The 23,090-nt window shown below is 60.8% G+C and carries 24 protein-coding genes; 9 read left to right on the forward strand and 15 right to left on the reverse strand.

Annotated features, from left to right (window positions below; all coding sequences use genetic code 11):
* Both ACTJLA_RS00360 and ACTJLA_RS00365 read right to left on the reverse strand, forming a co-directional pair.
* Positions 1-240 (reverse strand): DUF1161 domain-containing protein, encoded by a 240-nt coding sequence (locus ACTJLA_RS00360; RefSeq protein ID WP_003187312.1) that lies wholly within the window; start codon positions 238-240, stop codon positions 1-3.
* A gap of 212 nt (positions 241-452) precedes the next feature.
* Complete coding sequence (locus ACTJLA_RS00365) at positions 453-884, reverse strand: OsmC family protein (protein WP_034129212.1); 432 nt, start codon at positions 882-884, stop codon at positions 453-455.
* Between the two features lie 217 nt (positions 885-1,101).
* Here ACTJLA_RS00365 and ACTJLA_RS00370 point away from each other — a divergent pair, with 217 nt between their 5' ends.
* Positions 1,102-2,103: an LLM class flavin-dependent oxidoreductase gene (locus ACTJLA_RS00370; RefSeq protein ID WP_034129211.1), complete on the forward strand. Its 1,002-nt coding sequence runs from the start codon at positions 1,102-1,104 to the stop codon at positions 2,101-2,103.
* A gap of 97 nt (positions 2,104-2,200) precedes the next feature.
* Here the strand turns inward: ACTJLA_RS00370 and ACTJLA_RS00375 are convergent, their stop codons facing one another.
* Positions 2,201-2,428, reverse strand: coding sequence for a DUF1161 domain-containing protein (locus tag ACTJLA_RS00375; protein WP_034129210.1), 228 nt, complete (start codon positions 2,426-2,428; stop codon positions 2,201-2,203).
* Positions 2,429-2,544: 116 nt separating this feature from the next.
* A complete protein-coding gene (locus tag ACTJLA_RS00380; RefSeq protein ID WP_005783406.1) occupies positions 2,545-2,760 on the reverse strand; it encodes a dodecin in 216 nt (71 codons plus the stop codon).
* A 157-nt stretch (positions 2,761-2,917) separates the two neighbouring features.
* On the opposite strand from ACTJLA_RS00380, the gene ACTJLA_RS00385 reads away from it, so the two are divergent.
* Positions 2,918-3,244, forward strand: coding sequence for a DUF883 family protein (locus ACTJLA_RS00385; RefSeq protein ID WP_003187304.1), 327 nt, complete (start codon positions 2,918-2,920; stop codon positions 3,242-3,244).
* Positions 3,245-3,252: 8 nt separating this feature from the next.
* Here ACTJLA_RS00385 and ACTJLA_RS00390 read toward each other — a convergent pair whose 3' ends face one another.
* Positions 3,253-4,149 (reverse strand): LysR family transcriptional regulator, encoded by an 897-nt coding sequence (locus tag ACTJLA_RS00390; protein WP_057975189.1) that lies wholly within the window; start codon positions 4,147-4,149, stop codon positions 3,253-3,255.
* Between the two features lie 108 nt (positions 4,150-4,257).
* Between ACTJLA_RS00390 and trpB the strand changes: the two genes are divergently transcribed.
* The 3 genes from trpB (at position 4,258) to ACTJLA_RS00405 (ending at position 8,139) form a co-directional block, all read left to right on the forward strand.
* A complete protein-coding gene (gene trpB, locus ACTJLA_RS00395) occupies positions 4,258-5,484 on the forward strand; it encodes a tryptophan synthase subunit beta (protein ID WP_072445695.1) in 1,227 nt (408 codons plus the stop codon).
* The gene (gene trpA, locus ACTJLA_RS00400; RefSeq protein WP_034129208.1) at positions 5,484-6,293 is read left to right on the forward strand and encodes a tryptophan synthase subunit alpha; all 810 of its coding nucleotides are present in this window, start codon (positions 5,484-5,486) and stop codon (positions 6,291-6,293) included. Before trpB ends, trpA begins: the two co-directional genes overlap by 1 nt.
* Before the next feature lie 187 nt (positions 6,294-6,480).
* Positions 6,481-8,139: an FAD-dependent oxidoreductase gene (locus ACTJLA_RS00405; protein ID WP_089041578.1), complete on the forward strand. Its 1,659-nt coding sequence runs from the start codon at positions 6,481-6,483 to the stop codon at positions 8,137-8,139.
* 33 nt (positions 8,140-8,172) lie between these two features.
* Here ACTJLA_RS00405 and ACTJLA_RS00410 read toward each other — a convergent pair whose 3' ends face one another.
* The 6 genes from ACTJLA_RS00410 to ACTJLA_RS00435 form a co-directional block, all read right to left on the reverse strand.
* Positions 8,173-9,477, reverse strand: coding sequence for an MFS transporter (locus ACTJLA_RS00410; protein WP_032894350.1), 1,305 nt, complete (start codon positions 9,475-9,477; stop codon positions 8,173-8,175).
* A 101-nt stretch (positions 9,478-9,578) separates the two neighbouring features.
* The gene (dgoD, locus tag ACTJLA_RS00415) at positions 9,579-10,727 is read right to left on the reverse strand and encodes a galactonate dehydratase (RefSeq protein ID WP_003187297.1); all 1,149 of its coding nucleotides are present in this window, start codon (positions 10,725-10,727) and stop codon (positions 9,579-9,581) included.
* A gap of 48 nt (positions 10,728-10,775) precedes the next feature.
* Positions 10,776-11,396: a 2-dehydro-3-deoxy-6-phosphogalactonate aldolase gene (locus tag ACTJLA_RS00420; protein WP_034129205.1), complete on the reverse strand. Its 621-nt coding sequence runs from the start codon at positions 11,394-11,396 to the stop codon at positions 10,776-10,778.
* Position 11,397: 1 nt separating this feature from the next.
* A complete protein-coding gene (locus ACTJLA_RS00425; RefSeq protein WP_089041576.1) occupies positions 11,398-12,357 on the reverse strand; it encodes a 2-dehydro-3-deoxygalactonokinase in 960 nt (319 codons plus the stop codon).
* 176 nt (positions 12,358-12,533) lie between these two features.
* Positions 12,534-12,860 carry a DOPA 4,5-dioxygenase family protein gene (locus ACTJLA_RS00430; protein ID WP_014716300.1) on the reverse strand — a complete coding sequence of 109 codons (327 nt, stop codon included), beginning with the start codon at positions 12,858-12,860 and terminating at the stop codon, positions 12,534-12,536.
* A gap of 30 nt (positions 12,861-12,890) precedes the next feature.
* Complete coding sequence (locus ACTJLA_RS00435) at positions 12,891-13,841, reverse strand: choline sulfate utilization transcriptional regulator (RefSeq protein WP_034129203.1); 951 nt, start codon at positions 13,839-13,841, stop codon at positions 12,891-12,893.
* A gap of 103 nt (positions 13,842-13,944) precedes the next feature.
* On the opposite strand from ACTJLA_RS00435, the gene betC reads away from it, so the two are divergent.
* From betC to ACTJLA_RS00450, 3 genes are all read left to right on the forward strand, one after another.
* A complete protein-coding gene (gene betC / locus ACTJLA_RS00440; protein ID WP_236279906.1) occupies positions 13,945-15,459 on the forward strand; it encodes a choline-sulfatase in 1,515 nt (504 codons plus the stop codon).
* Between the two features lie 18 nt (positions 15,460-15,477).
* A complete protein-coding gene (gene choX / locus ACTJLA_RS00445) occupies positions 15,478-16,392 on the forward strand; it encodes a choline ABC transporter substrate-binding protein (protein WP_314547332.1) in 915 nt (304 codons plus the stop codon).
* Between the two features lie 219 nt (positions 16,393-16,611).
* Positions 16,612-18,180 carry a SulP family inorganic anion transporter gene (locus tag ACTJLA_RS00450; protein WP_060763856.1) on the forward strand — a complete coding sequence of 523 codons (1,569 nt, stop codon included), beginning with the start codon at positions 16,612-16,614 and terminating at the stop codon, positions 18,178-18,180.
* Positions 18,181-18,308: 128 nt separating this feature from the next.
* On the opposite strand, the gene aroE is transcribed toward ACTJLA_RS00450, so the two are convergent.
* Together aroE and hemF are read right to left on the reverse strand one after the other, a co-directional pair.
* Positions 18,309-19,127, reverse strand: coding sequence for a shikimate dehydrogenase (aroE, locus tag ACTJLA_RS00455; RefSeq protein ID WP_034129199.1), 819 nt, complete (start codon positions 19,125-19,127; stop codon positions 18,309-18,311).
* The gene (gene hemF / locus ACTJLA_RS00460; RefSeq protein WP_054898863.1) at positions 19,127-20,059 is read right to left on the reverse strand and encodes an oxygen-dependent coproporphyrinogen oxidase; all 933 of its coding nucleotides are present in this window, start codon (positions 20,057-20,059) and stop codon (positions 19,127-19,129) included. The genes aroE and hemF overlap by 1 nt, the downstream gene beginning before the upstream one ends.
* Positions 20,060-20,237: 178 nt before the next feature.
* On the opposite strand from hemF, the gene ACTJLA_RS00465 reads away from it, so the two are divergent.
* Positions 20,238-21,215 (forward strand): quinone oxidoreductase family protein, encoded by a 978-nt coding sequence (locus tag ACTJLA_RS00465; protein ID WP_089041571.1) that lies wholly within the window; start codon positions 20,238-20,240, stop codon positions 21,213-21,215.
* Positions 21,216-21,326: 111 nt separating this feature from the next.
* On the opposite strand, the gene ACTJLA_RS00470 is transcribed toward ACTJLA_RS00465, so the two are convergent.
* Complete coding sequence (locus ACTJLA_RS00470; RefSeq protein WP_034129197.1) at positions 21,327-21,884, reverse strand: L-threonylcarbamoyladenylate synthase; 558 nt, start codon at positions 21,882-21,884, stop codon at positions 21,327-21,329.
* A 74-nt stretch (positions 21,885-21,958) separates the two neighbouring features.
* Positions 21,959-23,062, reverse strand: a complete 1,104-nt coding sequence (dprA, locus tag ACTJLA_RS00475; protein WP_034129196.1) for a DNA-processing protein DprA — start codon at positions 23,060-23,062, stop codon at positions 21,959-21,961.
* Between the last annotated feature and the right edge of the window lie 28 nt (positions 23,063-23,090).

The raw sequence follows: 23,090 nt of genomic DNA on the forward strand, positions 1-23,090 counted from the left end.
TCAGTCGTTGTTCTTTTGATAGATGATGCGCTTGGTGCCGTTTTCGCATGAGCCGACAATCATGGCTTCGTCATGGTTCTTGGCTTCTTCGGCGGTGATGATTTCCAGGGTGTAGGACGGAATCGCCTTGGCCTGGATCTTCACTTCGATTTCTTTCCTGAGCTCTTCACAATCTTTTGGCGCGGCCACGGCCGAAGTGGCCAATACACCGCAGATGATTGCCAAGGCAAAACGTTTCATGTGTGGAGCTCCCTGAATGCGCTGCGCACGAGTGTGCGCCTAGGCTGCATGGGCTATTCGACCACATTTTACAAACACGAGTTCTGATTTTACGCAGGACTAAAAATGTGGGAGCGGGCTCGCTCGCGAATACGGAGTATCAGTCACCGAAGATATCGGCTGATCCACCGCATTCGCGAGCAAGCCCGCTCCCACATAAGATGCCTGCTGTGTCAGTTGACCAGCGTGGCATCCAAGGTGATGGTTGCATTCAGTACCTTGGAGACCGGGCACCCTTCCTTGGCTTTTTTGCTCAGTTCATCGAACTGTGCCTGGCTCGCGCCTGGGATTTTGGCTTTCAGGATCAGATGCACTGCTGTAATCGCAAAGCCGCCCTCGACCTGGTCCAGAGTCACTTCGGCCTGGGTGTCGATGCTTTCAGCCTTGAGCCCGGCGTCGCCGAGAATCATGGAAAACGCCATGGAGAAACAGCCGGCGTGAGCCGCGCCGATCAATTCTTCAGGGTTGGTACCCTTGCCGCCCTCGAAGCGGGCCTTGAAGCCGTAGGGCGCTTCGCGCAGCACGCCGGTTTCCGTGGAAATGGAGCCCAGGCCAGTCTTCAGGTCGCCTTCCCAATGCGCGGATGCCTTTTTAACGATACTCATAGCTTTCTCCTCGAACGGTGGTTTTGCGTCGGTAAGGGTTCTGAGGATAGACGTCAAAACAAAGTTCATTCGTAAGAGAAACCTAGCAATCTAGTAGGAAATTTCAGAGCTACCTATTGAATCTCGGGTATATGCCCTCATTGCATAGAGCATGCACATGAAGCGGCAGGTTTTGGTTCGTCTAGAAAGCCTGCGCCCCCATTGGAGAAGCAGGCTTATGAAATCGCTGTCCGACGTAAAGTTCTCGACCCTCGACCTGGTGCCCGTACGCGCCAACGGCAGCCCGGCGCAGTCGCTGCGCAATTCCCTGGACCTGGCCCAGCATGTGGAGAAGTTCGGCTACCACCGTTTCTGGGTAGCTGAGCACCACAATATGGACGGCATCGCCAGTTCGGCCACCTCGGTACTGCTCGGTTACCTGGCAGGCGGCACCTCGACCATTCGCGTGGGGTCTGGCGGGGTGATGTTGCCAAACCACGCGCCACTGGTGATCGCCGAGCAGTTCGGTACGCTGGAAAGCCTCTACCCCGGTCGTATTGACCTGGGCCTGGGGCGCGCGCCCGGTTCCGACCAGATGACCGCCCGCGCCCTGCGCCGTGAACGCTCCGGCAGTGCCGATGACTTCCCCGAAGATGTGGCCGAGCTGATGGCCTACCTCGGCCCGCGTACGCCCGACCAACGGGTTATCGCGGTACCGGGCACCGGCACCAATGTGCCGGTGTGGCTGCTGGGTTCAAGCCTGTTCAGCGCACAATTGGCCGGTGAGCGTGGCTTGCCTTACGCCTTCGCCTCCCATTTCGCACCGCGCTTGATGCATGAGGCAATTCGCGTGTATCGCAATCACTTCAAGCCTTCAGCCGTACTGGACAAGCCCTACGTGATGCTCGGCATTCCGCTGGTGGCGGCCGACACCGATGAGCAGGCCGATTACCTGGCCACCTCGGTGTACCAGCGCATCCTCGCTTTGATGCGCGGCCAGAGCCTGGTGCAGCGCCCTCCAGTAAAAACCATGGACGGCCTGTGGTTGCCCCATGAAAAAGATGCGGTCGGTAGCTTCCTCGGCTTGGCCATGGTGGGCAGCCCGGCGAAGATTCGCGGCAAGTTGGAGGTGTTGATCGAGCAGACCGGTGCTGATGAGCTGATTTTTACCAGTGACCTGTATGAGCACGCCGACCGGATTCATTCCTACGAGCTGCTTGCACAAGTAATGAAGGGCTGAATGGTCAAACGATATACCTGTGGCGAGGGAGCTTGCTCCCGCTGGAGTGCNGGAGCAAGCTCCCTCGCCACAGGTGCGTCGCTTATACAGCACGAGGTTAGCCGCGCTTGTAGGCAATTTCCTTGGTGCCACCTTCGCAGGTGCCAACTACTTTCTGGTCACTTGGCGTAGCACCTTTGTCCACCACTTCCAGCGAATACCCCGAAGCGCCGTTGGCGTCGATTTTCGCTGCGATTTCGCTTTTCAGCTCTTCACAAGGCTTGCCCGCCGCCATAGCGGTACCCGCAATGCTCAACAACCCTACCGCTAACAGAAACTTCTTCATCCGTTACTTTCCTTGCGCTGATCAAAAAGAGCGTGCCGACGCTCATCGCGTCGGCACCCGTTGTTTGTAGCGCAGGTTATGGCAATCGGCCAGCGGGCAAAGTTCAACTCTGCCGATCAACTACTGGCAATGCGGAATCCCACTTTGAGCGTGACCTGGAAGTGCGCAGCCTTGCCATCTTTGATGTGACCACGGGTTTCGGTCACCTCAAACCACTCCAGATGCTTGATGCTTTTGTTGGCTTCAGCCAGGGCATTGTTGATCGCGTCTTCGATGCTGGTGGTGGAAGAGCCTACCAGTTCGACTTTCTTGTACGTGTGATGATCACTCATGGCGTTTCTCCTTTAGGTCGTCAATCAAGACTAGCAGCGAATGTGCGTACTGCTTCAGGCGACCGTTGGGAGGCGAAAGTTCAGAATTACTGCACTTTCTGAAACCGGCGCAGTCGGTATCTACACACGCCACTCAATCACTTCAGGAGATGTCCACATGGCCAACACTTCTTTACGCAAAGCGTCGCTGGAAAGCATGGAAGCCGAGATTTCGAGCCTGCTCAAATCGCTGGAGAGCCTCAAGGACGACGCGTCCGATGAGTCGCGCAAAACGCTGAAGGCCTTGAAAAGCAATGCCGAGAACGCCCTCAAGCACTCTCGCCACCTGATCAGCGACGCCTACGAAGAAAGCAAAGTCAAAATCCGCGAAACCAGCGCTGCCACCCGTGACTACGCACAAGAGCACCCCTGGACGACCGCCGGTGTCGCCGTTGGCGCGCTGGGCCTGCTGGCGGCTTATCTGCTGTGCAAACGCGGTGACTGATTGACCGGTTACATCGGTTGACGCAACAGCTCAGCCTTGAGCCATTGCGCCAACTGCCGGGCGCGCCCGTCTGCGGCGCGCTTGGGTAGCCACAACGCCAGGTGCGCCGGGGTTTCACTGAACCCCCAAGGCGCCACCAGGCGACCCGCTCGCAGGTCCTCTGCCACCAGCGGTTCTGGCGCAATTGCCACGCCCAACCCGGCAACCGCCGCTTCCAGCAGATAATACAAATGCTCAAACCCCTGGCCGAGTTTCAGCGCGCCGGGCTCTAGGCCGTGTTGCCGTGCCCAACTGGGCCAGGCTTGCGGACGTGAGGTGGTGTGAAGCAAGGGTTGCTCCAGCAGATCCGACGCTGGGGCCTGACGCAGTTGTTCAAAACCGGCGAAGCGGGGGCTCAAGACCGGGCCGATGCGCTCGCTGGCCAGCTCATACACCTGCATATCCGCCGGCCACGGCGGCTCAGCGAATACCAGCAAGGCATCCAGCCCCGGGCGGCGCGGGTCCAGATCGCCTTCGCCTGCCGACAGGTGCAAGCGTAAATCCGGCAAGTCAGCATTCAACCGCCCCAGCCGAGGGATAAACCAACGCGCCAGCAAGCTGCCTGAACAACCAAGAACGAAGGGCGCGTCAGCGCCGCGTTGGGTGAGCTCGGCGCACACGTCGCGCAACCGCTCGAAAGCCTCGCTGCTGGCATCTCGTAGCCTGACGCCGGCATCTGTGAGTTTAAGGCCGCGCCCATCCTTGATGAATAGGCTCACGCCCAAGTGCTCCTCCAGCACTTTCAACTGGCGGCTGACCGCACCATGGGTCACGTGCAATAGCTCCGCAGCCTGGCTGACGCTGTTAAGGCGAGCGGTGGCTTCAAAAGCGCGCAGGGCGTTGAGGGGAGGAAGGTCGCGGCTCATCTGTGAGTTTTCCTGACAGGTTGCGGCGATCTTATCGGTTTTCAGGCCAGAGCGTCACGAGTAGAGTGACCGTCATTGCCTTTAAACACATTTTTCCTGGAGCGTCCCATGACTCAGTCCCAGACCGATCTACGCAACGGCCCTGACGCCAACGGCCTGTTTGGTGCGTTCGGCGGCCGCTACGTCGCTGAAACCCTGATGCCGTTGATTCTCGACCTGGCCCGTGAATACGAAGCGGCGAAGGTAGATCCGGCGTTTAACGAAGAATTGGCCTACTTTCAGCGCGATTATGTCGGGCGCCCAAGCCCGCTGTATTTTGCCGAACGCCTGACCGAGTTCTGCGGCGGCGCCAAGATCTACCTCAAGCGCGAAGAGCTCAACCACACCGGCGCGCACAAGATCAACAACTGCATCGGCCAGATCCTGCTGGCCCGGCGCATGGGCAAGAAACGCATCATCGCCGAGACCGGCGCCGGCATGCACGGCGTGGCCACCGCAACCGTGGCGGCGCGCTTTGGCCTGCAATGCGTGATCTACATGGGCACCACCGACATCGAGCGCCAGCAGGCCAACGTGTTCCGCATGAAGCTGCTGGGCGCCGAGGTCATCCCCGTGGTCGCCGGCACCGGCACCCTCAAAGACGCCATGAACGAAGCCCTGCGCGACTGGGTAACCAATGTCGACAGCACCTTCTACCTGATCGGTACCGTGGCCGGGCCACACCCATACCCGGCGATGGTGCGCGACTTCCAGGCCGTGATCGGCAAGGAAACCCGCAGCCAGCTGCAAGCCCAGGAAGGCCGCCTGCCGGACAGCCTGGTGGCGTGCATCGGCGGCGGTTCCAACGCCATGGGCCTGTTCCACCCATTCCTGGATGACACCAGCGTCGAGATCATCGGTGTTGAAGCCGCAGGCCATGGCATCGAAACCGGCAAGCACGCTGCCAGCCTCAACGGCGGCGTACCGGGCGTGCTGCACGGCAACCGCACCTTCCTGCTGCAGGACGACGACGGTCAGATCATCGACGCCCACTCGATTTCCGCAGGCCTGGACTACCCCGGCATCGGCCCGGAACACGCGTGGTTGCATGACATCGGCCGCGTCCAGTACACCTCGGTGACTGACGATGAAGCCCTGCAAGCTTTCCACAAATGCTGCCGCCTGGAAGGGATCATTCCGGCACTGGAAAGCGCCCACGCCCTGGCTGAAGTATTCAAGCGCGCGCCAAACTTGCCCAAAGATCACCTGATGGTGGTCAACCTCTCGGGCCGTGGCGACAAAGACATGCAGACCGTGATGCACCATATGGAACAGTCCAAGCAGGAGAAACACTGATGAGCCGCCTGCAAACCCGCTTTGCGCAACTTAAAGAACAAAATCGCGCCGCCCTGGTGACCTTCGTCACCGCTGGCGACCCCGGCTATGACACCTCGCTGGCGATCCTCAAGGGCTTGCCGGCCGCCGGCGCCGATGTGATCGAGCTGGGCATGCCCTTCACCGACCCGATGGCCGATGGCCCGGCCATCCAGCTGGCCAATATCCGCGCACTGGCCGCCAAGCAGAACCTGTTGAAAACCCTGCAGATGGTTCGCGAGTTCCGCCAGGACAACGACGACACGCCGCTGGTGTTGATGGGCTATTTCAACCCGATCCACAAATACGGCGTGTCGCAGTTCATTGCCGATGCCAAGGCAGCTGGCGTCGACGGCCTGATCGTGGTGGACATGCCCCCCGAGCATAACGGCGAGCTGTGCGACCCGGCCCAGGCCGCAGGTATCGACTTTATCCGCCTGACCACGCCGACTACCGATGACGTGCGCCTGCCTACTGTGCTCAATGGCAGCTCCGGGTTTGTGTATTACGTGTCGGTCGCCGGTGTCACCGGGGCTGGTGCCGCCACCCTGGAACACGTCGAAGAAGCCGTGGCCCGCCTGCGCCGCCATACCGACCTGCCGATCAGCATCGGCTTTGGTATCCGCACACCCGACCAGGCAGCGGCCATCGCACGCTTGGCGGACGGGGTGGTAGTGGGTTCGGCGCTGATCGATCACATCGCCACGGCCAAGAACGACCAGCAAGCCATTGATGGCGTGCTGACCCTGTGCGCAGCGCTGTCGGAAGGTGTGCGCAACGCACGCAAGTAAGTTGCACGGCGCAACGACCGCAGCTTATACGCTAGGCTTCAAAGGAGGTGGGCATGTCGCCCACCTCCTTTTTTAATGCACTTCGTGCCCTTTGCCGTCTAACCACCTTCGCAAGCCCCGCAGTCCTTGCCCCTCGGTCGTTAAGTTAGCCGCATCAGAAGTCATTCTTGGCTCTCAGGAGTACATCATGGCATTTGATCTCGTCACCGTTTCAGACCGTCGTCACTCAACCCTGCAAAAGGGTTTCAATCTGCGCTGGCCCTTGGGCAATGTGCAGGGCCAGTCTTCACCCAATGGCGCCAACCTGATTTACCTTTGCCGCAGCCCGCAAGACATCATGGACGCCGCCGCCCAGGCATTGGCCCTGCCCAATGGACGCATCACCGTACGCAGCGGCGGTCATTGCTACGAAGGGTTTGTCGCCAACAAGATGCCCGACAGCCCGAATGAGGTGCTGTCGATCCTGGATATCAGCGCGCTGAACCGAGTGATCTACGATGCCAACGGCCAGATCGGTTCCGAGCTGAACCCCACGCAGCCCTTTCGCTACCGCTTTCGCCTGGAGGCCGGCGGCCAGAACTGGGACGCCTATGGCGCTTTGTACAAGCTGGCCAACAAAACCTTGCCCGGCGGCTCATGCTATAGCGTGGGCCTGGGCGGACACATTTGCGGTGGCGGCTATGGGCTGCTGTCTCGCAAGTATGGACTGGTGTGTGACTGGCTCAGCGGGGTCGATATCCTGGTGCCTGACAGCCAAGGCAAAGGGCTAGAACCGCGCCATGTCAGCAGGGACAGCACCCAAGAGGACGAATTGGACCTGTTCGCCGCGTGCTGCGGTGCGGGGGGTGGTCAATTCGGCATTATCACCAGCTATTACTTCAAGGACCTGCCACCGGCCCCCAAAGAAGTACTGTGGCTGGTGTTGGAATGGGATTGGTCAGTACTGACCCAGGATGCACTTAACAACCTGCTGGTGGCTTACCAGCGATGGTTCGCCAGTCATCAGAGCAACCCGGACACCTGGGGCCTGGCGACCAAACTGGAAATGCGCCACGAGCACACAGGCAATATCACCTTGGGTATCCATTATGTGGACAAGGAGGGGGAGCTGAACGACCGTGCGCCCTTCGATGATTTTGTCGACAAGATGCTCACGGCCGTCGGCTTACCTGCCACCGAGTCGCTGGTGCCGTTTCATGTGGTCCATTTGCCGCCCGGCACAGCCGGCGGGCGCCCCATCGACTCAGTCTCATCCGCCCAGGCTGCGGCGCGGCGCCTGGACTGGCTGGTGTGCCAGCAAACATTGAATGGTTCGGGAGACAATCAGCGTGGGCGCTATAAATCGGCCTATCAGAAAGGTGAGTTCAGCCCCCAAGTGCTACAGGCCATCTGGACTACCCTGACCTGGCCGGACCCTGACAACCACCTGACACAAAGCCTGATCCAGATTCAGTCCTTCGGCGGCCAGATCAACGCCGCCAGCGCGCCCGTACGCAAGGAGTCGTCGGCCGCCCAGCGTTCGTCCCTCCTCAAGTGGCAACCCCAGTGTTACTGGCACGGCGACAGCGCGGCCGCGGATCAAGCCCATGCCGACTGGATCCGAGGGCTGTACGTCAATGCGTTTGCCGATGCGCAAGGCGTACCGCTCAACAATGCGTTCGAAGGCTGCTACATCAATTACCCCGACCTCGACATGACCTACACAGGCGGTAATCCGGCCAACGGCAAAAACCCCCAGTGGTACAAAATCTTCTTTCCCGATCTGATGATCGAAAGCCGCTTGCGCCGTACCAAGCAGCGCTGGGACCCGCACAATATATTTCGCAACGAGATGTCGGTGCCGTAGAACGAAAAAAGGGCGACCCGAAGGTCGCCCTTTTTACAGCTCGATCCGCTCGACTTTGCCGACCAGCAATATGTAGGAAAGCGCGCCGAGCAGCGCCAGGACCGCAATGTAGGTAATGGCCGGCGCAAATGACGAGCCACTGGCCAGAAAGCCAATCACGATAGGCGTGGCAATTGCCGCCAGGTTGCCGATGAAGTTGAACACCCCGCCGGTCAGCCCCAACAGACGGGCAGGCGCCAAGGTCGACACCAGCGACCAGGTGATCGACGCCAGGCCATTGCCGAAAAACGCCACCGCCAGAAACGCGATGACCCACCCCGTCGAGTCCACATAGTTGGCCCCGATGATCGCCGTGGAAATCAGCAGCCCACTGATGATCGGCAACTTGCGCGCAAAGCCCACCGATGCCCCACGGCGAATCAGCCAATCGGAAAACACCCCAGAACACAGCACGCCCACAAACGCGGCCAGGAACGGCAAGGAGGCCAGCAAGCCAGACTGGATAAAGTCCATGCCGCGATATTTCACCAGGTACGTCGGGAACCAGGTCAGGAAGAACCACAGCGTGGAGTTCAGGCAAAACTGGCCAAGGTAGATGCCCCACAGCTTGCGTTTGCTCAGCACGATGCCGAGGTCGGTCCAGCTGAAGGGTGCCTTGACGGTTTTAGCCTGCATGTCCACCAGCCCGCCACCGTCGCGGATCAGTTGGATTTCGGCTTCGTTGGCGCCTTTGAAATCTTTGGGCTCGCGGTACACCGCGTACCAGATCGCGGCCCACAGGATGCCGACGCCACCGGTCACCACAAACACCATGTGCCAACCGTACTGGTGCTGCAGCCACGCCAGTACCGGAGTGAGGAACGCCAGGCCGACGAATTGCCCGGAGGTATAGACGCCGATAGCCGTGGCGCGCTCGCGCTCGGGAAACCAGGTGGTGACCACACGGCTGTTGATGGGATAGGCCGGCGCCTCCAACGCGCCCACGGCCATGCGCAGCACGAACAGCGCGATAAAGCTGGCGGCGAAACCGAGCATCACGGTGGCAATCGACCACAGCAGCAGGGCGGCCGTGTAGAGAATGCGCGGCGGCACCCGGTCTACCAGCCAGCCACCCGGGATTTGCATGGCGGCGTAGGTCCAGCCGAAGGCAGAAAAAATCAGCCCGACTTGCACCGGATCGATCCCCAGCTCGCTGGTCAGCGCGGGCGCGGCAATCGATAGGTTGCTACGGTCGAGGTAGTTGATGACCACGGTGATGAACAGCAGCACCATGATGAAAAAGCGCTTTCTGCTAGGCGTGACTAAAGAAGCCTGCCCGGTGAGGGATTCAGGGTGCATGGGGGTGCCTCTTTTTATATTTATTGAGGAAGGAACGCGCTCAATGTGGGAACTGGCTTGCCTGCTCCCACATTTTTTTGCGCGTTTCAATCAGGTGGAAATCACCACTCGGCAAAACTGCCATCGGCATGGCGCCAGATCGGATTGCGCCAGCGATGGCCGATGGCCGCGCGCTCAACCACATACTCCTCGTTGATCTCAATGCCCAGACCTGGGCCGTTGGGGATCTTCACAAAGCCCTGGTCATAGTCGAATACGCCTGGATCACGCACATAGTCGAGCAGATCGTTGCTTTCGTTGTAGTGAATACCCAGGCTCTGCTCCTGGATAAACGCGTTGTAGCAAACCGCATCCAGCTGCAGGCATGCCGCCAAGGCAATCGGGCCCAGCGGACAGTGCAGGGCCAGGGCCACGTCGTAGGCTTCGGCCATGTTGGCGATCTTGCGGGTTTCGGTGATACCACCTGCGTGGGAGGCGTCCGGCTGGATGATGTCGACGTAGCCTTCGCTGAGCACCCGCTTGAAATCCCAGCGCGAGAACAGGCGCTCACCCAAGGCGATCGGCGTACTGGTCAGCGGGGCCAGTTCTTTCAGCGCTTCGTAGTTTTCGCTGAGCACCGGCTCTTCAATGAACATCAGTTTGTACGGGTCGAGCTCTTTCATCAGCACCTTGGCCATCGGCTTGTGCACGCGGCCATGGAAGTCGACGCCAATACCCACGTTAGGGCCGACCGCATCGCGCACAGCAGCGACGTTGGCCAGGGCCAGGTCGACTTTTTCGAAGCTGTCGACAAACTGCAATTCTTCGGTGCCATTCATTTTCACGGCTGTGAAGCCACGGGCCACCGCCTCTTTGGCGGCACGGGCAGTATCGGCGGGGCGGTCACCGCCGATCCATGAGTACACACGGATCTTGTCACGCACCTGGCCGCCCAGCAGATCGCTGACCGATACACCGAGGGCCTTGCCCTTGATGTCCCACAACGCCTGGTCGATGCCGGCGAGGGCGCTCATATGCACCGCGCCGCCTCGGTAGAAGCCGCCGCGATAGAGCACGGTCCAGATATCTTCGATATTGCGAGGGTCTTTGCCGATCAGGTAGTCGGACAGTTCTTCGACGGCGGCGGCCACCGTGTGAGCGCGGCCCTCGACCACAGGCTCACCCCAGCCGGTCACACCCTGGTCGGTTTCGACCTTGAGGAAGCACCAGCGCGGCGGAACGATAAAGGTCGTCAGTTTGGTGATTTTCATCTCTTGTCTCTCTTATAGATGCAGCGCCTGTGGGCGCGGAATATGCTCTCAGCTCAGGGCTTTCCAGGCGGCGACATAAGCCTGGGCACGGCTCGCAATCTGATCCACTGTCATGCCCGGCTTGAACAGCCCGGAACCCAATCCGAAGCCCTTGGCGCCGGCGTCGGTAAACACCTGCATGTTGTCCGGGGTAATGCCGCCCACCGGCAGCAGCAACGTGCCCGCCGGCAATACCGCCAGCCATGCCTTGATCACTGAAGGGCCCATCTGCTCGGCCGGGAACAGCTTCAACACATCGGCGCCTTCGGCCAGTGCGGCAAAGGCTTCGGTAGGCGTGGCTACCCCAGGCGACAAGTACAGGCCCGCCGCTTTGGCGGCACGCAGCACCTTGGCATCGCTGTGGGGCATGACGATCACCTGGCCTCCGGCCGCCTTGACCTGTTCGACCTGCTCAGGCGTCAACACCGTGCCGGCACCGATCAGGCAATCGGCGGGCAAGCTGTCGCACAGGGTGCGAATGCTGGCGTAAGGGTCTGGCGAGTTGAGCGGCACTTCGATCACGCGAAAACCCGCGTCGTACAGCACCTGGCCGACCGCCTGGGCTTCGTCGGGGCGTAGGCCGCGCAGGATGGCGATCAAACCGTTTTGTGCGAGTGCTTGCTTGAGCATGTCAGGCCTCCAGTACAGGTCGAATGAGCCCGGCGGCTTGCGCCAGTTGCCACAGGCCACGCTCGGTGGCTTCTTGCGCCAGACTGACGTGGGCAAATCCGCAAAGGGCGAGGGCGCGTTGATAGCGGGCGCAAAGTGCAGCAGCGCCGACCAGGATGATCGGCTGATGTTTGGCCGAATCTGGCAAGCTGGCGAGCTCATGTCCGATGAGCAGGCCAGACAGGTAATCGGGTTGCTGGTCGGGCGCCAGCTGCGCGGTGAGCCCAAGGGTACGGGCACTGAACAGGGTCGAAAGCACGCCACGCTGGCCATCGTTGGACAGCGCTACGCGCACGCCTTGATCAAACGCCTCGGCCTGGAACTGCTCGCTCGCTTGTTGGGTACGCCCCAGGATGCTGTGCTTGCTCAACACCGCAAACACTTCGCCAGTCATGAAGGTATCGAAATGGGTAATGCGGCCTTCCACCACCTCGACCCACTTGGAATGGCTGCCGGGCAGGCCGATCAACACCTGGGGCCCAAGGCCTTGCAGTACGCCGAGCACTTGGGTTTCTTCGCCACGCATGACATTAGGCAGACCCACTTGCTCGATCACCCCCGGCACGATATGCACCTGCACCCCACGCAGGCTGCGTATGCCATGCAACGCCTGGCCGAGACTGGCGACATCCACCGGCGTGCTGCGATAGGCCGCCTCGCTCCAACCCTGTGCGCTGCCGACCATGCCGCAAGCGATTACCGGCAGCCCGGGCTGGGCATCAAGCCAATCGCCGCAGGCGCTATCGAACGCCAGTTCAAAGCCGTCAGTGCATAGCACACCGGCTATTTCCCGGGGCTCTGTGGGCAAATGCATGATGCCCCAGGCTTGCGAGCGCTGTTCCAGCACAACGCCCGCGGGGCCGAGTTTGTAAGCACGAAGGGAGCTGGTCCCCCAATCGAGCGCGATCAATTGCGCCTGCATCGCTTCACCTGAAATGAGTGGGTGCTGAAAAAAGCAGATGGGCGAATATAAACCTAGGGAGCGGAATATCTCAATATATAAATATCAATCCCATATAATGAGACAAGACAAGATAAATCCTACAACCATTCTTGTTTTTACTTAGGGAAGGCCGCGGATTTATCGGGTAAGGAAGGTTAAAAAATCGACAAGTCCAGCTCGCGCATCGCGCCCATCCAGATGGCGTAATCGGTGTGGTCCTTGAGGTCGTCACCGGTTTCAGGGTGCAGGAACACCACCAGACCATTGCGATGCAGCGCCAGCCACGGCAACACCACACCGATATATTCCGGCTCGAACGCCAGCTGGCAACTCCAATCCGGGTGCGGGCCCACGGGCCGCTCGTGCACACGGCCCATGCGCAGCGGGAACAACTTGGCGGCGTCCTCACAGAGCGTGCGCGCCTGCTCAATCGTGCTGGCGTCGAAGTAGATATGGGCGTGGTAGCCCTTGATACGTTGCATGACTGACTCCGGTTCCACTGTGGGCCGATCCTAGACCGCAATCGACGGCAGGGCCAGCCCGGTCAACGAGTGCGCACTGTTGGCCTGTTCCGCCACAAGCCACTCGACAAAGCGGTCCACCAACTGTCCGCGGCGTTTGCGCTGGGGTTGCACCACGTAATAGCCCAAGCGCGAGATCACCGTGGAGCTGATCGGCCGGCACAGCCAATTCTGCTCCAGCAGGTTATCCACCAGGTGGCGCCAGCCGATGGCGACGCCCTGGCCGGCAATCGCGGCCTGGATCAGCAAGGTGTAGTTGTCGAAGCGCAATTGCCCCGGGGTCGGCGCAGCCGTGATACCCAGTTCGCGGAACACGCCGTTCCAGTCAAACCATTGGCTGTTGTTTTCCTGGCGCAGGTGCAGCAACGGGCAGTCTTGCAAGGTCTGCACCGTCAGGGGCGCGACCTGCTCCTTGAGCCACTGTGGGCTGCACACCGGGAACACTTCCTCATTGAACAACCACAGGCTCTCGCCCTGCTTGAAACGGCCATCGCCGAACAGCACCGCCACATCAATATCGCTGCGCAGGGTGGCCGGGTTGCGCTCACTGGTGACCAGGCTGACATCCACCTGCGGGTTGGCCTGGTGAAAACGATGCAGGCGTGGCATCAGCCAATAGGCGGCGAAGGCAAAGTCGGTGGCGACTTGCAGCACTTCATGCTGGCTTTGTTGAGTGATGGCGCCGAGCCCCTGGTTGATGTTCTGCAGGCCGCCTTGCACATGCTCGAACAGCAGGGCACCGGCGTCAGTCAGTTCGATGCCGCGGTAAATGCGATCAAACAGGCGGATCGCCAGTTGCTCTTCAAGGCGTTTGATTTGCTGGCTGACCGCCGGTTGGGTGGTGCCCAGCTCCATCGCGGCCGCGGTGAAACTGCGATGACGCGCCGCTGCCTCAAAGGCGCGCAGCAAATCGAGAGAGAGGTCACCCAGCGCTTCATACATAAGCTCAACTTATCCTAGTCATTGCTGCTCATGGGCTTTACCCCATAATTCATGGGCCGCATGCTCATTGGCATAAACACTGCCTATGGAATGCCGAGAAACCATGAAGCGCAAGAACATTCTTTTCATCATGGCCGATCAGATGGCCGCGCCGATGCTGCCGTTCTACGGGCCTTCCCCGATCAAGCTGCCCAACCTCAGCCGCCTGGCGGCACAAGGCGTGGTGTTCGACGCCGCCTATTGCAACAGCCCGCTGTGCGCACCGTCGCGCTTCACCTTGGTCAGCGGCCAGTTGCCGAGCAAGATCGGCGCCTACGACAACGCCGCCGATTTCCCCGCCGATGTGCCGACCTATGCCCACTACTTGCGCCGCCAGGGCTACCGCACCGCACTGTCGGGCAAGATGCACTTCTGCGGCCCCGACCAGTTACACGGCTATGAGGAGCGCCTGACCAGCGACATCTATCCCGCCGACTACGGCTGGGCAGTGAACTGGGATGAGCCAGACGTACGACCTACCTGGTATCACAACATGTCCTCGGTGCTGCAAGCCGGACCGTGCGTGCGCACCAACCAGCTGGATTTCGACGAAGAGGTGGTGTTCAAGGCCCAGCAATATCTGTTCGACCATATCCGTGAGGAAGGTGACCAGCCATTTTGCCTGACGGTGTCGATGACCCATCCCCACGACCCTTACACCATTCCCAAGCCGTTCTGGGACTTGTACGCAGACACCGACATCCCAATGCCCGCGACGCCGCCCCAGGCCGACCTCGACCCGCATTCCCAGCGGCTGCTCAAGGTTTATGACTTGTGGGACAAACCGCTGCCTGTGGATAAGATCCGCGACGCGCGCCGCGCCTACTTCGGTGCCTGCAGCTACATCGACAGCAACGTCGGCAAGCTGCTGCAGACCCTGGAAGACACCGGCCTGGCCGACGACACCCTGATCATTTTCTCTGGCGACCACGGCGACATGCTTGGCGAGCGCGGCCTCTGGTACAAAATGCACTGGTTTGAAATGGCCGCCCGCGTGCCGCTGCTGATCAGTGCGCCGGGGCAGTTCGCCGCTGGCCGCGTCACCCAGGCCGTGTCGACCGCCGACTTGTTGCCGACCCTGGTGGAATTGGCCGGCGGGGAACTGGACCCGCACTTGCCGCTGGACGGCCGCTCACTGGTCCCGCACTTGCAGGGGCAGGGCGGGCATGACGAAGTGTTTGGCGAATACATGGCCGAAGGCACCGTCAGCCCATTGATGATGATTCGCCGGGGCGCCTACAAATTCATCTACAGCGAGGACGATCCTTGCCTATTGTTCGATGTGCACAACGACCCGAGCGAGCAGGAAAACCTCAGCCAGTCAGCTGAACATCGGCCATTGTTCGAGGCGTTCTTGCGTGAAGCGCGGGCTAAATGGGACATCCCGGCGATCCATCAACAGGTGCTCGCCAGCCAACGCCGTCGCCGACTGGTGTTTGAAGCGCTAACCCATGGCAAGCTCAAGAGCTGGGATCACCAGCCACTGGTAGACGCCAGTCAGCAGTACATGCGCAACCATATCGACCTTGATGACCTGGAGCGCAAAGCACGTTTTCCACAACCCTGCCAAAACCAATAAGTAGACAGAGGGAAGGCCATGCAAAAGTTGAACGTGGTACTGAGTTTGGTGATGCTCAGCAGCGCCCAGGTGTACGCAGACACTCGCTGCGAAACGGTAAAGATGGCCGACCCAGGCTGGAGCGATATTGCCGCCACCAACGCTATCACCAGTTTCTTGCTGACGGGCATGGGCTATCAACCCAAGGTCGACACCCTGGCGGTGCCGATTACCTTCGGCGGGCTCAAGGACGGCCAGGTGGATGTCTTCCTCGGCAACTGGATGCCGGCGCAGCAAGGCTTCTACGACAAGTTCGTGGCCAACGGCGATGTGGTGCAACTGGCGAAGAACCTGGAGGGCACCGAGTTCACCCTCGCCGTGCCGGACTATGTGTGGTACGCCGGGGTGCATGACTTTGCCGACCTGAATAAATTTGCCGACAAGTTCGACAAGAAGATCTACGGCATTGGCTCCGGCGCGCCAGCCAATATCTCGCTGCAGGAGATCATCAAGAAGAATGATTTCGACCTTGGGCAGTGGAAGCTGATCGAGTCCAGCGAACAGGCGATGCTCGCAGAGGTCTCGCGAGCGGTGAAAAAACAGCGTTTTATCACCTTTCTCGGCTGGACCCCGCACCCGATGAACGTGCAACTGAAAATGCGCTACCTCAAGGGCGGCGAGCAGTACTTTGGTGCCACCGGCAGCGTCTATACCTTGACTCGCAAGGGTTACGCACAAGCGTGCCCCAATGTCGGCAAACTGCTGACCAACCTGAGTTTTACCCAGGCCATGGAGAACAGCATCATGGCTGACGTGGCCAACAACAAGGTCAGCAATGCGCAGGCGGCGAAGGCGTGGATCAAGGCCAACCCGGCAGTGTTGGACCAATGGTTGGAGGGCGTGAAAACCCTGGATGGCCAGGAGGCGTTGCCAGCGGTAAAAGCCAAGCTCTGACGTTAAAATCGGACTCAGAGCGTCCCGAGCAGCATTCCCACGCAGAGCGTGGGAACGATCACTCTGACGCTTGCCGCTGACCCTGTGGGAGCTGGCTTGCCTGCGATAGCATCACCCCGGTATGCCTGTCACACCGAGGCGCCAGCATCGCAGGCAAGCCAGCTCCCACAAGTACCCATGCATTGATACTCTTGCCAAAACCCTTTACCCGAGCCTGCGATGCCCCGGCCCAACCGCCATACACTTTTGCCCTTCCTGCGCTGGCTGCCGCGCCAAACCCGCGCCAGCGTCGGCCGGGATGCCATCGTCGGCCTCAGCGGCGCGGTGCTTGCGCTGCCGCAGTCGATTGCCTACGCACTGATCGCCGGTCTCCCACCCGAATACGGGCTCTACGCCGCCATCATCCCGGTATTGATCGCTTGCCTGTGGGGCTCATCCTGGCACCTGATCTGCGGGCCAACGGCCGCCATCTCCATTGTGCTTTACGCCAGCATCAGCCCATTGGCCGTGCCAGGCTCCCAGGACTACATCACCCTCATCCTGTTGCTGACCTTCCTTGCCGGTGTATTCCAGTGGTTGCTCGGCCTGCTGCGCTTCGGCGCGTTGGTGAACTTTGTCTCCCATTCGGTGGTGCTGGGATTCACCCTGGGCGCCGCCGTAGTGATCGCCTTGGGGCAACTGCCCAACCTGCTCGGCTTGGATTTACCGAGCCAGGCCACGGCTATCAATGGCCTGCTGGCGCTGATCGACCATCGTGGCGAGTGGGACCACGCGTCCCTGGCCCTGGGGCTGGGGACGTTGCTGACAGGTATGCTGCTCAAGTACCTGATGCCACGCTGGCCGACACTGTTGATCGCCTTGGTGTCGGGCAGCGTGGCGGCATGGCTGTGGCCGGCGATGTTCGGGCATGTGGCACGGGTCAGTTCGTTTATTGGCAAACTGCCGCCGTTCAGCCCGTTGCCGATGGATCTGGATCTGGTGCTGCGCCTGCTGCCCAGTGCCGTGGCGGTGGGGATGTTGGGGTTGGTGACCAGCCTGTCGATTGCCCGTTCGCTGTCCGCCCGCTCGCAACAACTGCTCGACGCCAACCAGGAAGTACGCGCCCAGGGTTTATCCAACATCGTGGGCGGATTTTTTTCCGGCTACCTGTCAGCCGGATCGTTCACCCGCTCGGGCCTCAGTTATGAGGCGGGTGCCTGTTCGCCATTGGCGGGGGTGTTTTCGGCCCTGTGGGTGGCGTTATTCGCGTTATTTGGCGCAGCGTTGATTGCGCATATTCCGATCCCGAGCATGGCGGCGAGTATCCTGCTGATCTGCTGGGGCCTGGTGGACCACCGCGGCATTCGTGCGCTGTTCCGGGTCAGCCGCGCCGAATTTGTGGTGATGAGCCTGACCTGTGTCGCCACCTTGTTGTTGGAGCTGCAAACGGCGATCTATGCCGGGGTACTGGCGTCGCTGTTTTTCTACCTCAAGCGCACCTCGCAGCCACGGGTGCAACACTGGCGCGACGGTGAAGCGGATGTGTTGCGGGTGGGCGGCTCGATCTTTTTTGGCGCCAGCCATTACCTGCAAGTGCGCCTGCAACGTCTGCAGGGTGAGCGGGTGGTGATCGAGGCGCAGCAGATAAACTTTATCGACTATTCCGGGGTGGAGATGCTGCACCAGGAGGCGCGGCGGTTGGCGGGGTTGGGCCGTAGCTTGACGTTGCGTGGAGCCAGGCCGCAGGTGGTCGAGGAATTGATGAAGCTGGAGGGGCCGGATAACTGCCCCCTCCATTTCGAAGATTAAACCCGATCAACTGTGGGAGCTGGCTTGCCTGCGATAGCGGTGGATCAGCCAGCACATGGGTAACTGACCTATTGCTATCGCAGGCAAGCCAGCTCACACATTAAGTGTGCCCACATCAGCGTGTGGGATCAGGCCAATTGCCGGCGCAGTTCGGCCAGTACGGGCGCCGAATCCGGACGCACACCGCGCCACAGCAAGAAGGCTTCCGCCGCTTGTTCCACCAGCATGCCCAGGCCATCCATCGCCACCGCCGCGCCTTGCTCGCTCGCCCAGCGGCAGAATGCGGTGGGTTCCTTGGCGTACATCATGTCGTAGCAGAAGGTCTTGCCCGGCTCGATCAGGCTGCCGGCAATCGGCGGTACATCGCCTGACAGGCTGGCCGACGTGGCATTGATGATCACATCCACCGGCTCACGCAACCAGTCGAAACCACTGGCAGACACCGGGCCCAGGTCATCGAACAGCTCAGCCAGTCGCTCGGCCTTTTCCACGGTGCGGTTGGCGATGATCAACGACGAGGGTTGCTGCGCCAGCAACGGCTCCAGCGCACCGCGTACCGCGCCACCGGCGCCCAACAACAGGATGCGTTTGCCTTGCAGGCTCAGCCCGGCATTGACCGTCAAGTCGCGCACCAGTCCCGCGCCGTCGGTGTTGTCGCCCAACAACGTGCCGTCAGCCAATTTGCTCAAAGTGTTTACGGCGCCGGCGCGCTGGGCACGTTCGGTCAGGGTATTGGCGAGGCGATAGGCCTCTTCCTTGAACGGCACGGTCACGTTGGCGCCACGGCCGTGTTGGAAGAACTCACGGGCACAGGCGGTGAAGTCCTCCAACGGCGCGAGCATCGTGCTGTAGTCCAGTTGTTCGCCGGTCTGGGCAGCGAACAGACGATGAATCAGCGGCGATTTGCTATGGCCGATGGGGTTACCGAACACGACATAACGGTCCATCACACCGCCGCCTTGGGCGCGGCAACGCCGAGCCAGTCACGGTCTTGCAGGAAGTAGTCGGTGAGGCGCGCCTCCTCGCTGCCGGCTTCGGCCTTCCAGTCGTAGCTCCAGCGTACCTGAGGTGGCAGCGACATCAGGATCGACTCCGTACGCCCGCCCGATTGCAGGCCGAACAGGGTGCCACGGTCATAGACCAGGTTGAACTCAACGTAGCGGCCCCGGCGGAACTCCTGGAACTGGCGTTGTTGCTCGGTGTACGCCATGGCCTTGCGACGCTGCACAATCGGCAGGTAGGCATCGATGTAGGCATCGCCGATGGCGCGGATGAAGGCGAAGCAGGTGTCAAAGCCCCACTCGTTCAAGTCATCGAAGAACAGGCCACCGATGCCACGGGGCTCGTTGCGGTGCTTGATGTGGAAGTAGGTGTCACACCAGGCCTTGTAGCGTGAGTACACGTCCGGGCCAAACGGTGCACAGGCCTTCTCGGCCACGCGGTGCCAATGAATGCAGTCTTCTTCATTGCCGTAATACGGGGTGAGATCGAAGCCACCACCGAACCACCACACCGGTTCTTCGCCTTCTTTTTCAGCGATGAAAAACCGCACATTGGCGTGGGAAGTCGGTACATGCGGGTTATGCGGATGGATCACCAGCGACACACCCAGGGCCTCAAAGCCACGGCCCGCCAGTTCAGGGCGATGGGCACTGGCAGACGGTGGCAGACCGCTGCCAAACACGTGGGAAAAGTTGACACCGCCTTTTTCGATCACCGAACCGTTTTCCATCACACGGGTACGACCGCCACCGCCGGCTGGCCGGGTCCAGGCGTCTTCGATAAAGCGAGTGTCCGTCTCGAAGGTTTCCAGGGCGCTGCAAATGCGGTCTTGCAGGTCAAGCAGGTAGGCTTTAACGGCCTCGGTGCGGGTAGTCATGGCATCACCTTGAATCGGGCAAAGCTACGCGAGGCCCATGGGGCGTCGGCGGCAAATGGGCGCACAGGATACCACTGCGCCTACATGCCACTGCACTTAGGTGCGCAGCAGTTGACGAGGATCAAGCTTAGGAGTCCGATAGGGGGCTACGCAGATTCGAACCCAAGGAGAAGTGCAGATGGCCAAACGTATCCAGTTCAGCGCCCATGGCGGCCCCGAAGTACTTGAATATGTGGACTACACGCCAGCGGAGCCTGGCCCACAGCAGGTTCGGGTGCGCAACGAGGCCATCGGCCTGAACTTCATCGACACCTACTTCCGCAGTGGCCTCTACGCGCCGCCCGCGCTGCCATCGGGCCTTGGTGCGGAAGGCGCTGGCGTGGTGGACGCGGTGGGCAGTGAAGTCAGCCAATTCAAAGTTGGCGACCGCGTGGCCTACGGCAGCGGCCCGCTGGGTGCCTACAGCGAGCTGCATGTGTTGCCTGCGGCCAACCTGGTGCACCTGCCGGATGAGATCAGCTTCGAACAGGCCGCCGGCGCCATGCTCAAAGGCCTGACCGTGCAATACCTGTTGCGCCAGACCTATGAGCTCAAAGGCGGTGAAACCATTTTGTTCCACGCCGCTGCGGGTGGCGTGGGTTCCCTGGCCTGCCAATGGGCCAAGGCCCTGGGGGTGAAGTTGATCGGCACGGTCAGCTCCCCGGAAAAAGCCGCCCTGGCCAAATCGCTCGGCGCCTGGGAAACCATCGACTACAGCAAGGAAGATGTCGCACAACGCGTACTGGAATTGACTGACGGCAAGAAGTGCCCGGTGGTGTACGACGGCGTCGGTAAGGACACCTGGCTGACCTCACTGGACAGCGTGGCGCCGCGGGGTTTGGTGGTGAGCTTCGGCAACGCGTCGGGTGCGGTGGATGGGGTGAACCTGGGGAATCTGTCGGCGAAGGGCTCGCTGTACGTAACCCGGCCAACGTTGGCGACCTACGCCAACAGTGCGGCAAACTTGCAGGCGATGGCGGACGATCTGTTTTCGATGATCAAGAGCGGCAAGGTGCGCATTGATATCAACCAGCGCTACCCGCTGGCGGAGGCGGCCAAAGCGCAGACGGAGTTGTCGGCGCGGCGCACGACTGGCTCAACCATTCTGCTGCCTTAAGATCGTTCCCACGCTCTGCGTAAGAATGCATACCGTGACGCTCTGCGTCACAAGCGGACGCAGAGCGTCCAATGCGGCGTTCCCACGCAGAGCGTGGGAACGAGCTGCACCTTACGAGGGGCGCACCACATCACCCGTCACCAGGTCCCGAATCAGACTCGGGTTCTTGCGCCCCCCCAGGGCGCCGCCCAACACCAAGTCCACTTGCCCGCGAAAATACTGCTCTACGCGAAGCCGCGTGCGGGCCGCCGGGCGGCCCTGAGGGTTGGCCGAGGTGGAAATCAACGGGCCGACCTGGGCGCACAAATCTCTCACCAACGGATGATCACTGACCCGCAGCGCTACGGTGTCATGCACACCCGTGACCCATTCAGGCAGCAAGTCTTGATGGGGCACCAGCCAGGTATTCGGCCCTGGCCAAGTGCTGGCCATGCGTTCGATCCACGTTTGCGGGAAATCTTCAAACAGAAAGTCGAACTGACGAATATTATCCGCCACCAGGATCAGGCCTTTGTCGACCGAGCGGTTCTTGATCGCCAACAGTCGATCCACTGCTTCTTCGTTCCACGGGTCGCAGCCCAGGCCCCAAACCGCTTCGGTCGGATAGGCGATCACTGCGCCTGCGCGAATTTCCCGTGCGGCTTCCAGCACACGCCACCTGTTGACCATTGTTTACTCTCCGGACTAAAGCTCTGGGCAGTTTACCGATCTTCGTTACAAAACCTAGCGCCAAAAACGGGCCACTACAAAAGCGGGCACCGCGCCAGCCAGCGCCCGCTTTCGCAAATCACCTGGCCCTCCAACTCCAGCTCTGTCAGGGTGGCCAGTACTTGGGACAACGGCCGACCGCTGGCAATCGCCAAGGCTTCGCTGCTATGCGGTGCCGCGTGCAGCAGCGCCACCAACGGATGGATCACGGGCACCGGCGCAGCATGGGACAACCGCTGCCAACCGCGCAGGCTTTCAAGAATGTGCTCGATGGTTTCCACAAGCACCGCGCCATCACGAATCAGTTGATGACAGCCCTTGGCGGCGGGGTGGTGGATGGAACCCGGAATCGCGTACACCTCGCGCCCTTGCTCCGCCGCCAGGCGTGCGGTGATCAGCGAGCCGCTGGCCATACTGGCCTCCACCACCAGCACGCCTAACGACAGCCCGCTGATAATCCGGTTGCGCCTTGGGAAATTACCGGCCTGGGGCGCTGCATCCAGCGGAAACTCGGAAACCACGGCGCTGCCTTGGGCAATCATCGCCGCGGCGAGCCTGCGATGGCGCTGTGGATAAAAATTTTCCAGGCCAGTGCCGAGCACGCCTATGGTATGGCCGCCTACGTCCAATGCCGCCTGGTGCGCCGCGCCGTCAATGCCCACCGCCAGCCCACTGGTGATGACAAAACCGGCGCTCGCCAGGCTACGGGAAAAGGCCGCTGCCGTGTCCATGCCCGGGCGAGAGGCACGCCGACTTCCCACCATGGCCAACTGTGGTTTTTCCAGAATACCGGGGTCGCCCGCCACGAATAACAACGGCGGCGCATCGTCGATCTGCGCGAGCAACGCCGGGTAATCAGGTTGGTCCCACATCAGCAAATGCTGGGCCGGGCGCCCCAGCCAGGCCAACGCTTCACTGGCACCGTCACGGACTTTGGGGCTACGTCGGGCCTCGGCACTGACGGCGGGCAAACCGAGGGAATGCCAGGCGCTGGCGGGAGCACTCAGGGCCTTGGAAGCGCAACCAAAGGCTTCGATCAATACGTGAAAACGCTTGGGCCCCAGTTCTGGCAGCCTGTGCAAGCGTAGCCGGGCTTCCAGCTCTGCCGGGGAAATATCGCTACTGTTTATCGGATTCATATGATCATCCTTGACCGGAACAAGCTGT

Source organism: Pseudomonas sp. 22072, assembly GCF_052046095.1.
Lineage (GTDB): Bacteria > Pseudomonadota > Gammaproteobacteria > Pseudomonadales > Pseudomonadaceae > Aquipseudomonas > Aquipseudomonas paracarnis.

What these genes read in the sequence shown, in the direction of transcription:
- dgoD (WP_003187297.1), bottom strand. Translation starts at nt 10,727, where the DNA reads ATGAAAATCACCAAACTGACGACCTTTATCGTTCCGCCGCGCTGGTGC.
- ACTJLA_RS00410 (WP_032894350.1), bottom strand. Translation starts at nt 9,477, where the DNA reads ATGCACCCTGAATCCCTCACCGGGCAGGCTTCTTTAGTCACGCCTAGC.
- ACTJLA_RS00470 (WP_034129197.1), bottom strand. Translation starts at nt 21,884, where the DNA reads ATGGTCAACAGGTGGCGTGTGCTGGAAGCCGCACGGGAAATTCGCGCA.
- ACTJLA_RS00360 (WP_003187312.1), bottom strand. Translation starts at nt 240, where the DNA reads ATGAAACGTTTTGCCTTGGCAATCATCTGCGGTGTATTGGCCACTTCG.
- hemF (WP_054898863.1), bottom strand. Translation starts at nt 20,059, where the DNA reads ATGACTACCCGCACCGAGGCCGTTAAAGCCTACCTGCTTGACCTGCAA.
- ACTJLA_RS00390 (WP_057975189.1), bottom strand. Translation starts at nt 4,149, where the DNA reads ATGAGCCGCGACCTTCCTCCCCTCAACGCCCTGCGCGCTTTTGAAGCC.
- ACTJLA_RS00420 (WP_034129205.1), bottom strand. Translation starts at nt 11,396, where the DNA reads ATGCTCAAGCAAGCACTCGCACAAAACGGTTTGATCGCCATCCTGCGC.
- choX (WP_314547332.1), top strand. Translation starts at nt 15,478, where the DNA reads ATGCAAAAGTTGAACGTGGTACTGAGTTTGGTGATGCTCAGCAGCGCC.
- trpA (WP_034129208.1), top strand. Translation starts at nt 5,484, where the DNA reads ATGAGCCGCCTGCAAACCCGCTTTGCGCAACTTAAAGAACAAAATCGC.
- ACTJLA_RS00385 (WP_003187304.1), top strand. Translation starts at nt 2,918, where the DNA reads ATGGCCAACACTTCTTTACGCAAAGCGTCGCTGGAAAGCATGGAAGCC.
- aroE (WP_034129199.1), bottom strand. Translation starts at nt 19,127, where the DNA reads ATGGACCGTTATGTCGTGTTCGGTAACCCCATCGGCCATAGCAAATCG.
- dprA (WP_034129196.1), bottom strand. Translation starts at nt 23,062, where the DNA reads ATGAATCCGATAAACAGTAGCGATATTTCCCCGGCAGAGCTGGAAGCC.
- ACTJLA_RS00435 (WP_034129203.1), bottom strand. Translation starts at nt 13,841, where the DNA reads ATGTATGAAGCGCTGGGTGACCTCTCTCTCGATTTGCTGCGCGCCTTT.
- ACTJLA_RS00375 (WP_034129210.1), bottom strand. Translation starts at nt 2,428, where the DNA reads ATGAAGAAGTTTCTGTTAGCGGTAGGGTTGTTGAGCATTGCGGGTACC.
- ACTJLA_RS00465 (WP_089041571.1), top strand. Translation starts at nt 20,238, where the DNA reads ATGGCCAAACGTATCCAGTTCAGCGCCCATGGCGGCCCCGAAGTACTT.
- trpB (WP_072445695.1), top strand. Translation starts at nt 4,258, where the DNA reads ATGACTCAGTCCCAGACCGATCTACGCAACGGCCCTGACGCCAACGGC.
- ACTJLA_RS00430 (WP_014716300.1), bottom strand. Translation starts at nt 12,860, where the DNA reads ATGCAACGTATCAAGGGCTACCACGCCCATATCTACTTCGACGCCAGC.
- ACTJLA_RS00425 (WP_089041576.1), bottom strand. Translation starts at nt 12,357, where the DNA reads ATGCAGGCGCAATTGATCGCGCTCGATTGGGGGACCAGCTCCCTTCGT.
- ACTJLA_RS00405 (WP_089041578.1), top strand. Translation starts at nt 6,481, where the DNA reads ATGGCATTTGATCTCGTCACCGTTTCAGACCGTCGTCACTCAACCCTG.
- ACTJLA_RS00450 (WP_060763856.1), top strand. Translation starts at nt 16,612, where the DNA reads ATGCCCCGGCCCAACCGCCATACACTTTTGCCCTTCCTGCGCTGGCTG.
- ACTJLA_RS00370 (WP_034129211.1), top strand. Translation starts at nt 1,102, where the DNA reads ATGAAATCGCTGTCCGACGTAAAGTTCTCGACCCTCGACCTGGTGCCC.
- betC (WP_236279906.1), top strand. Translation starts at nt 13,945, where the DNA reads ATGAAGCGCAAGAACATTCTTTTCATCATGGCCGATCAGATGGCCGCG.
- ACTJLA_RS00365 (WP_034129212.1), bottom strand. Translation starts at nt 884, where the DNA reads ATGAGTATCGTTAAAAAGGCATCCGCGCATTGGGAAGGCGACCTGAAG.
- ACTJLA_RS00380 (WP_005783406.1), bottom strand. Translation starts at nt 2,760, where the DNA reads ATGAGTGATCATCACACGTACAAGAAAGTCGAACTGGTAGGCTCTTCC.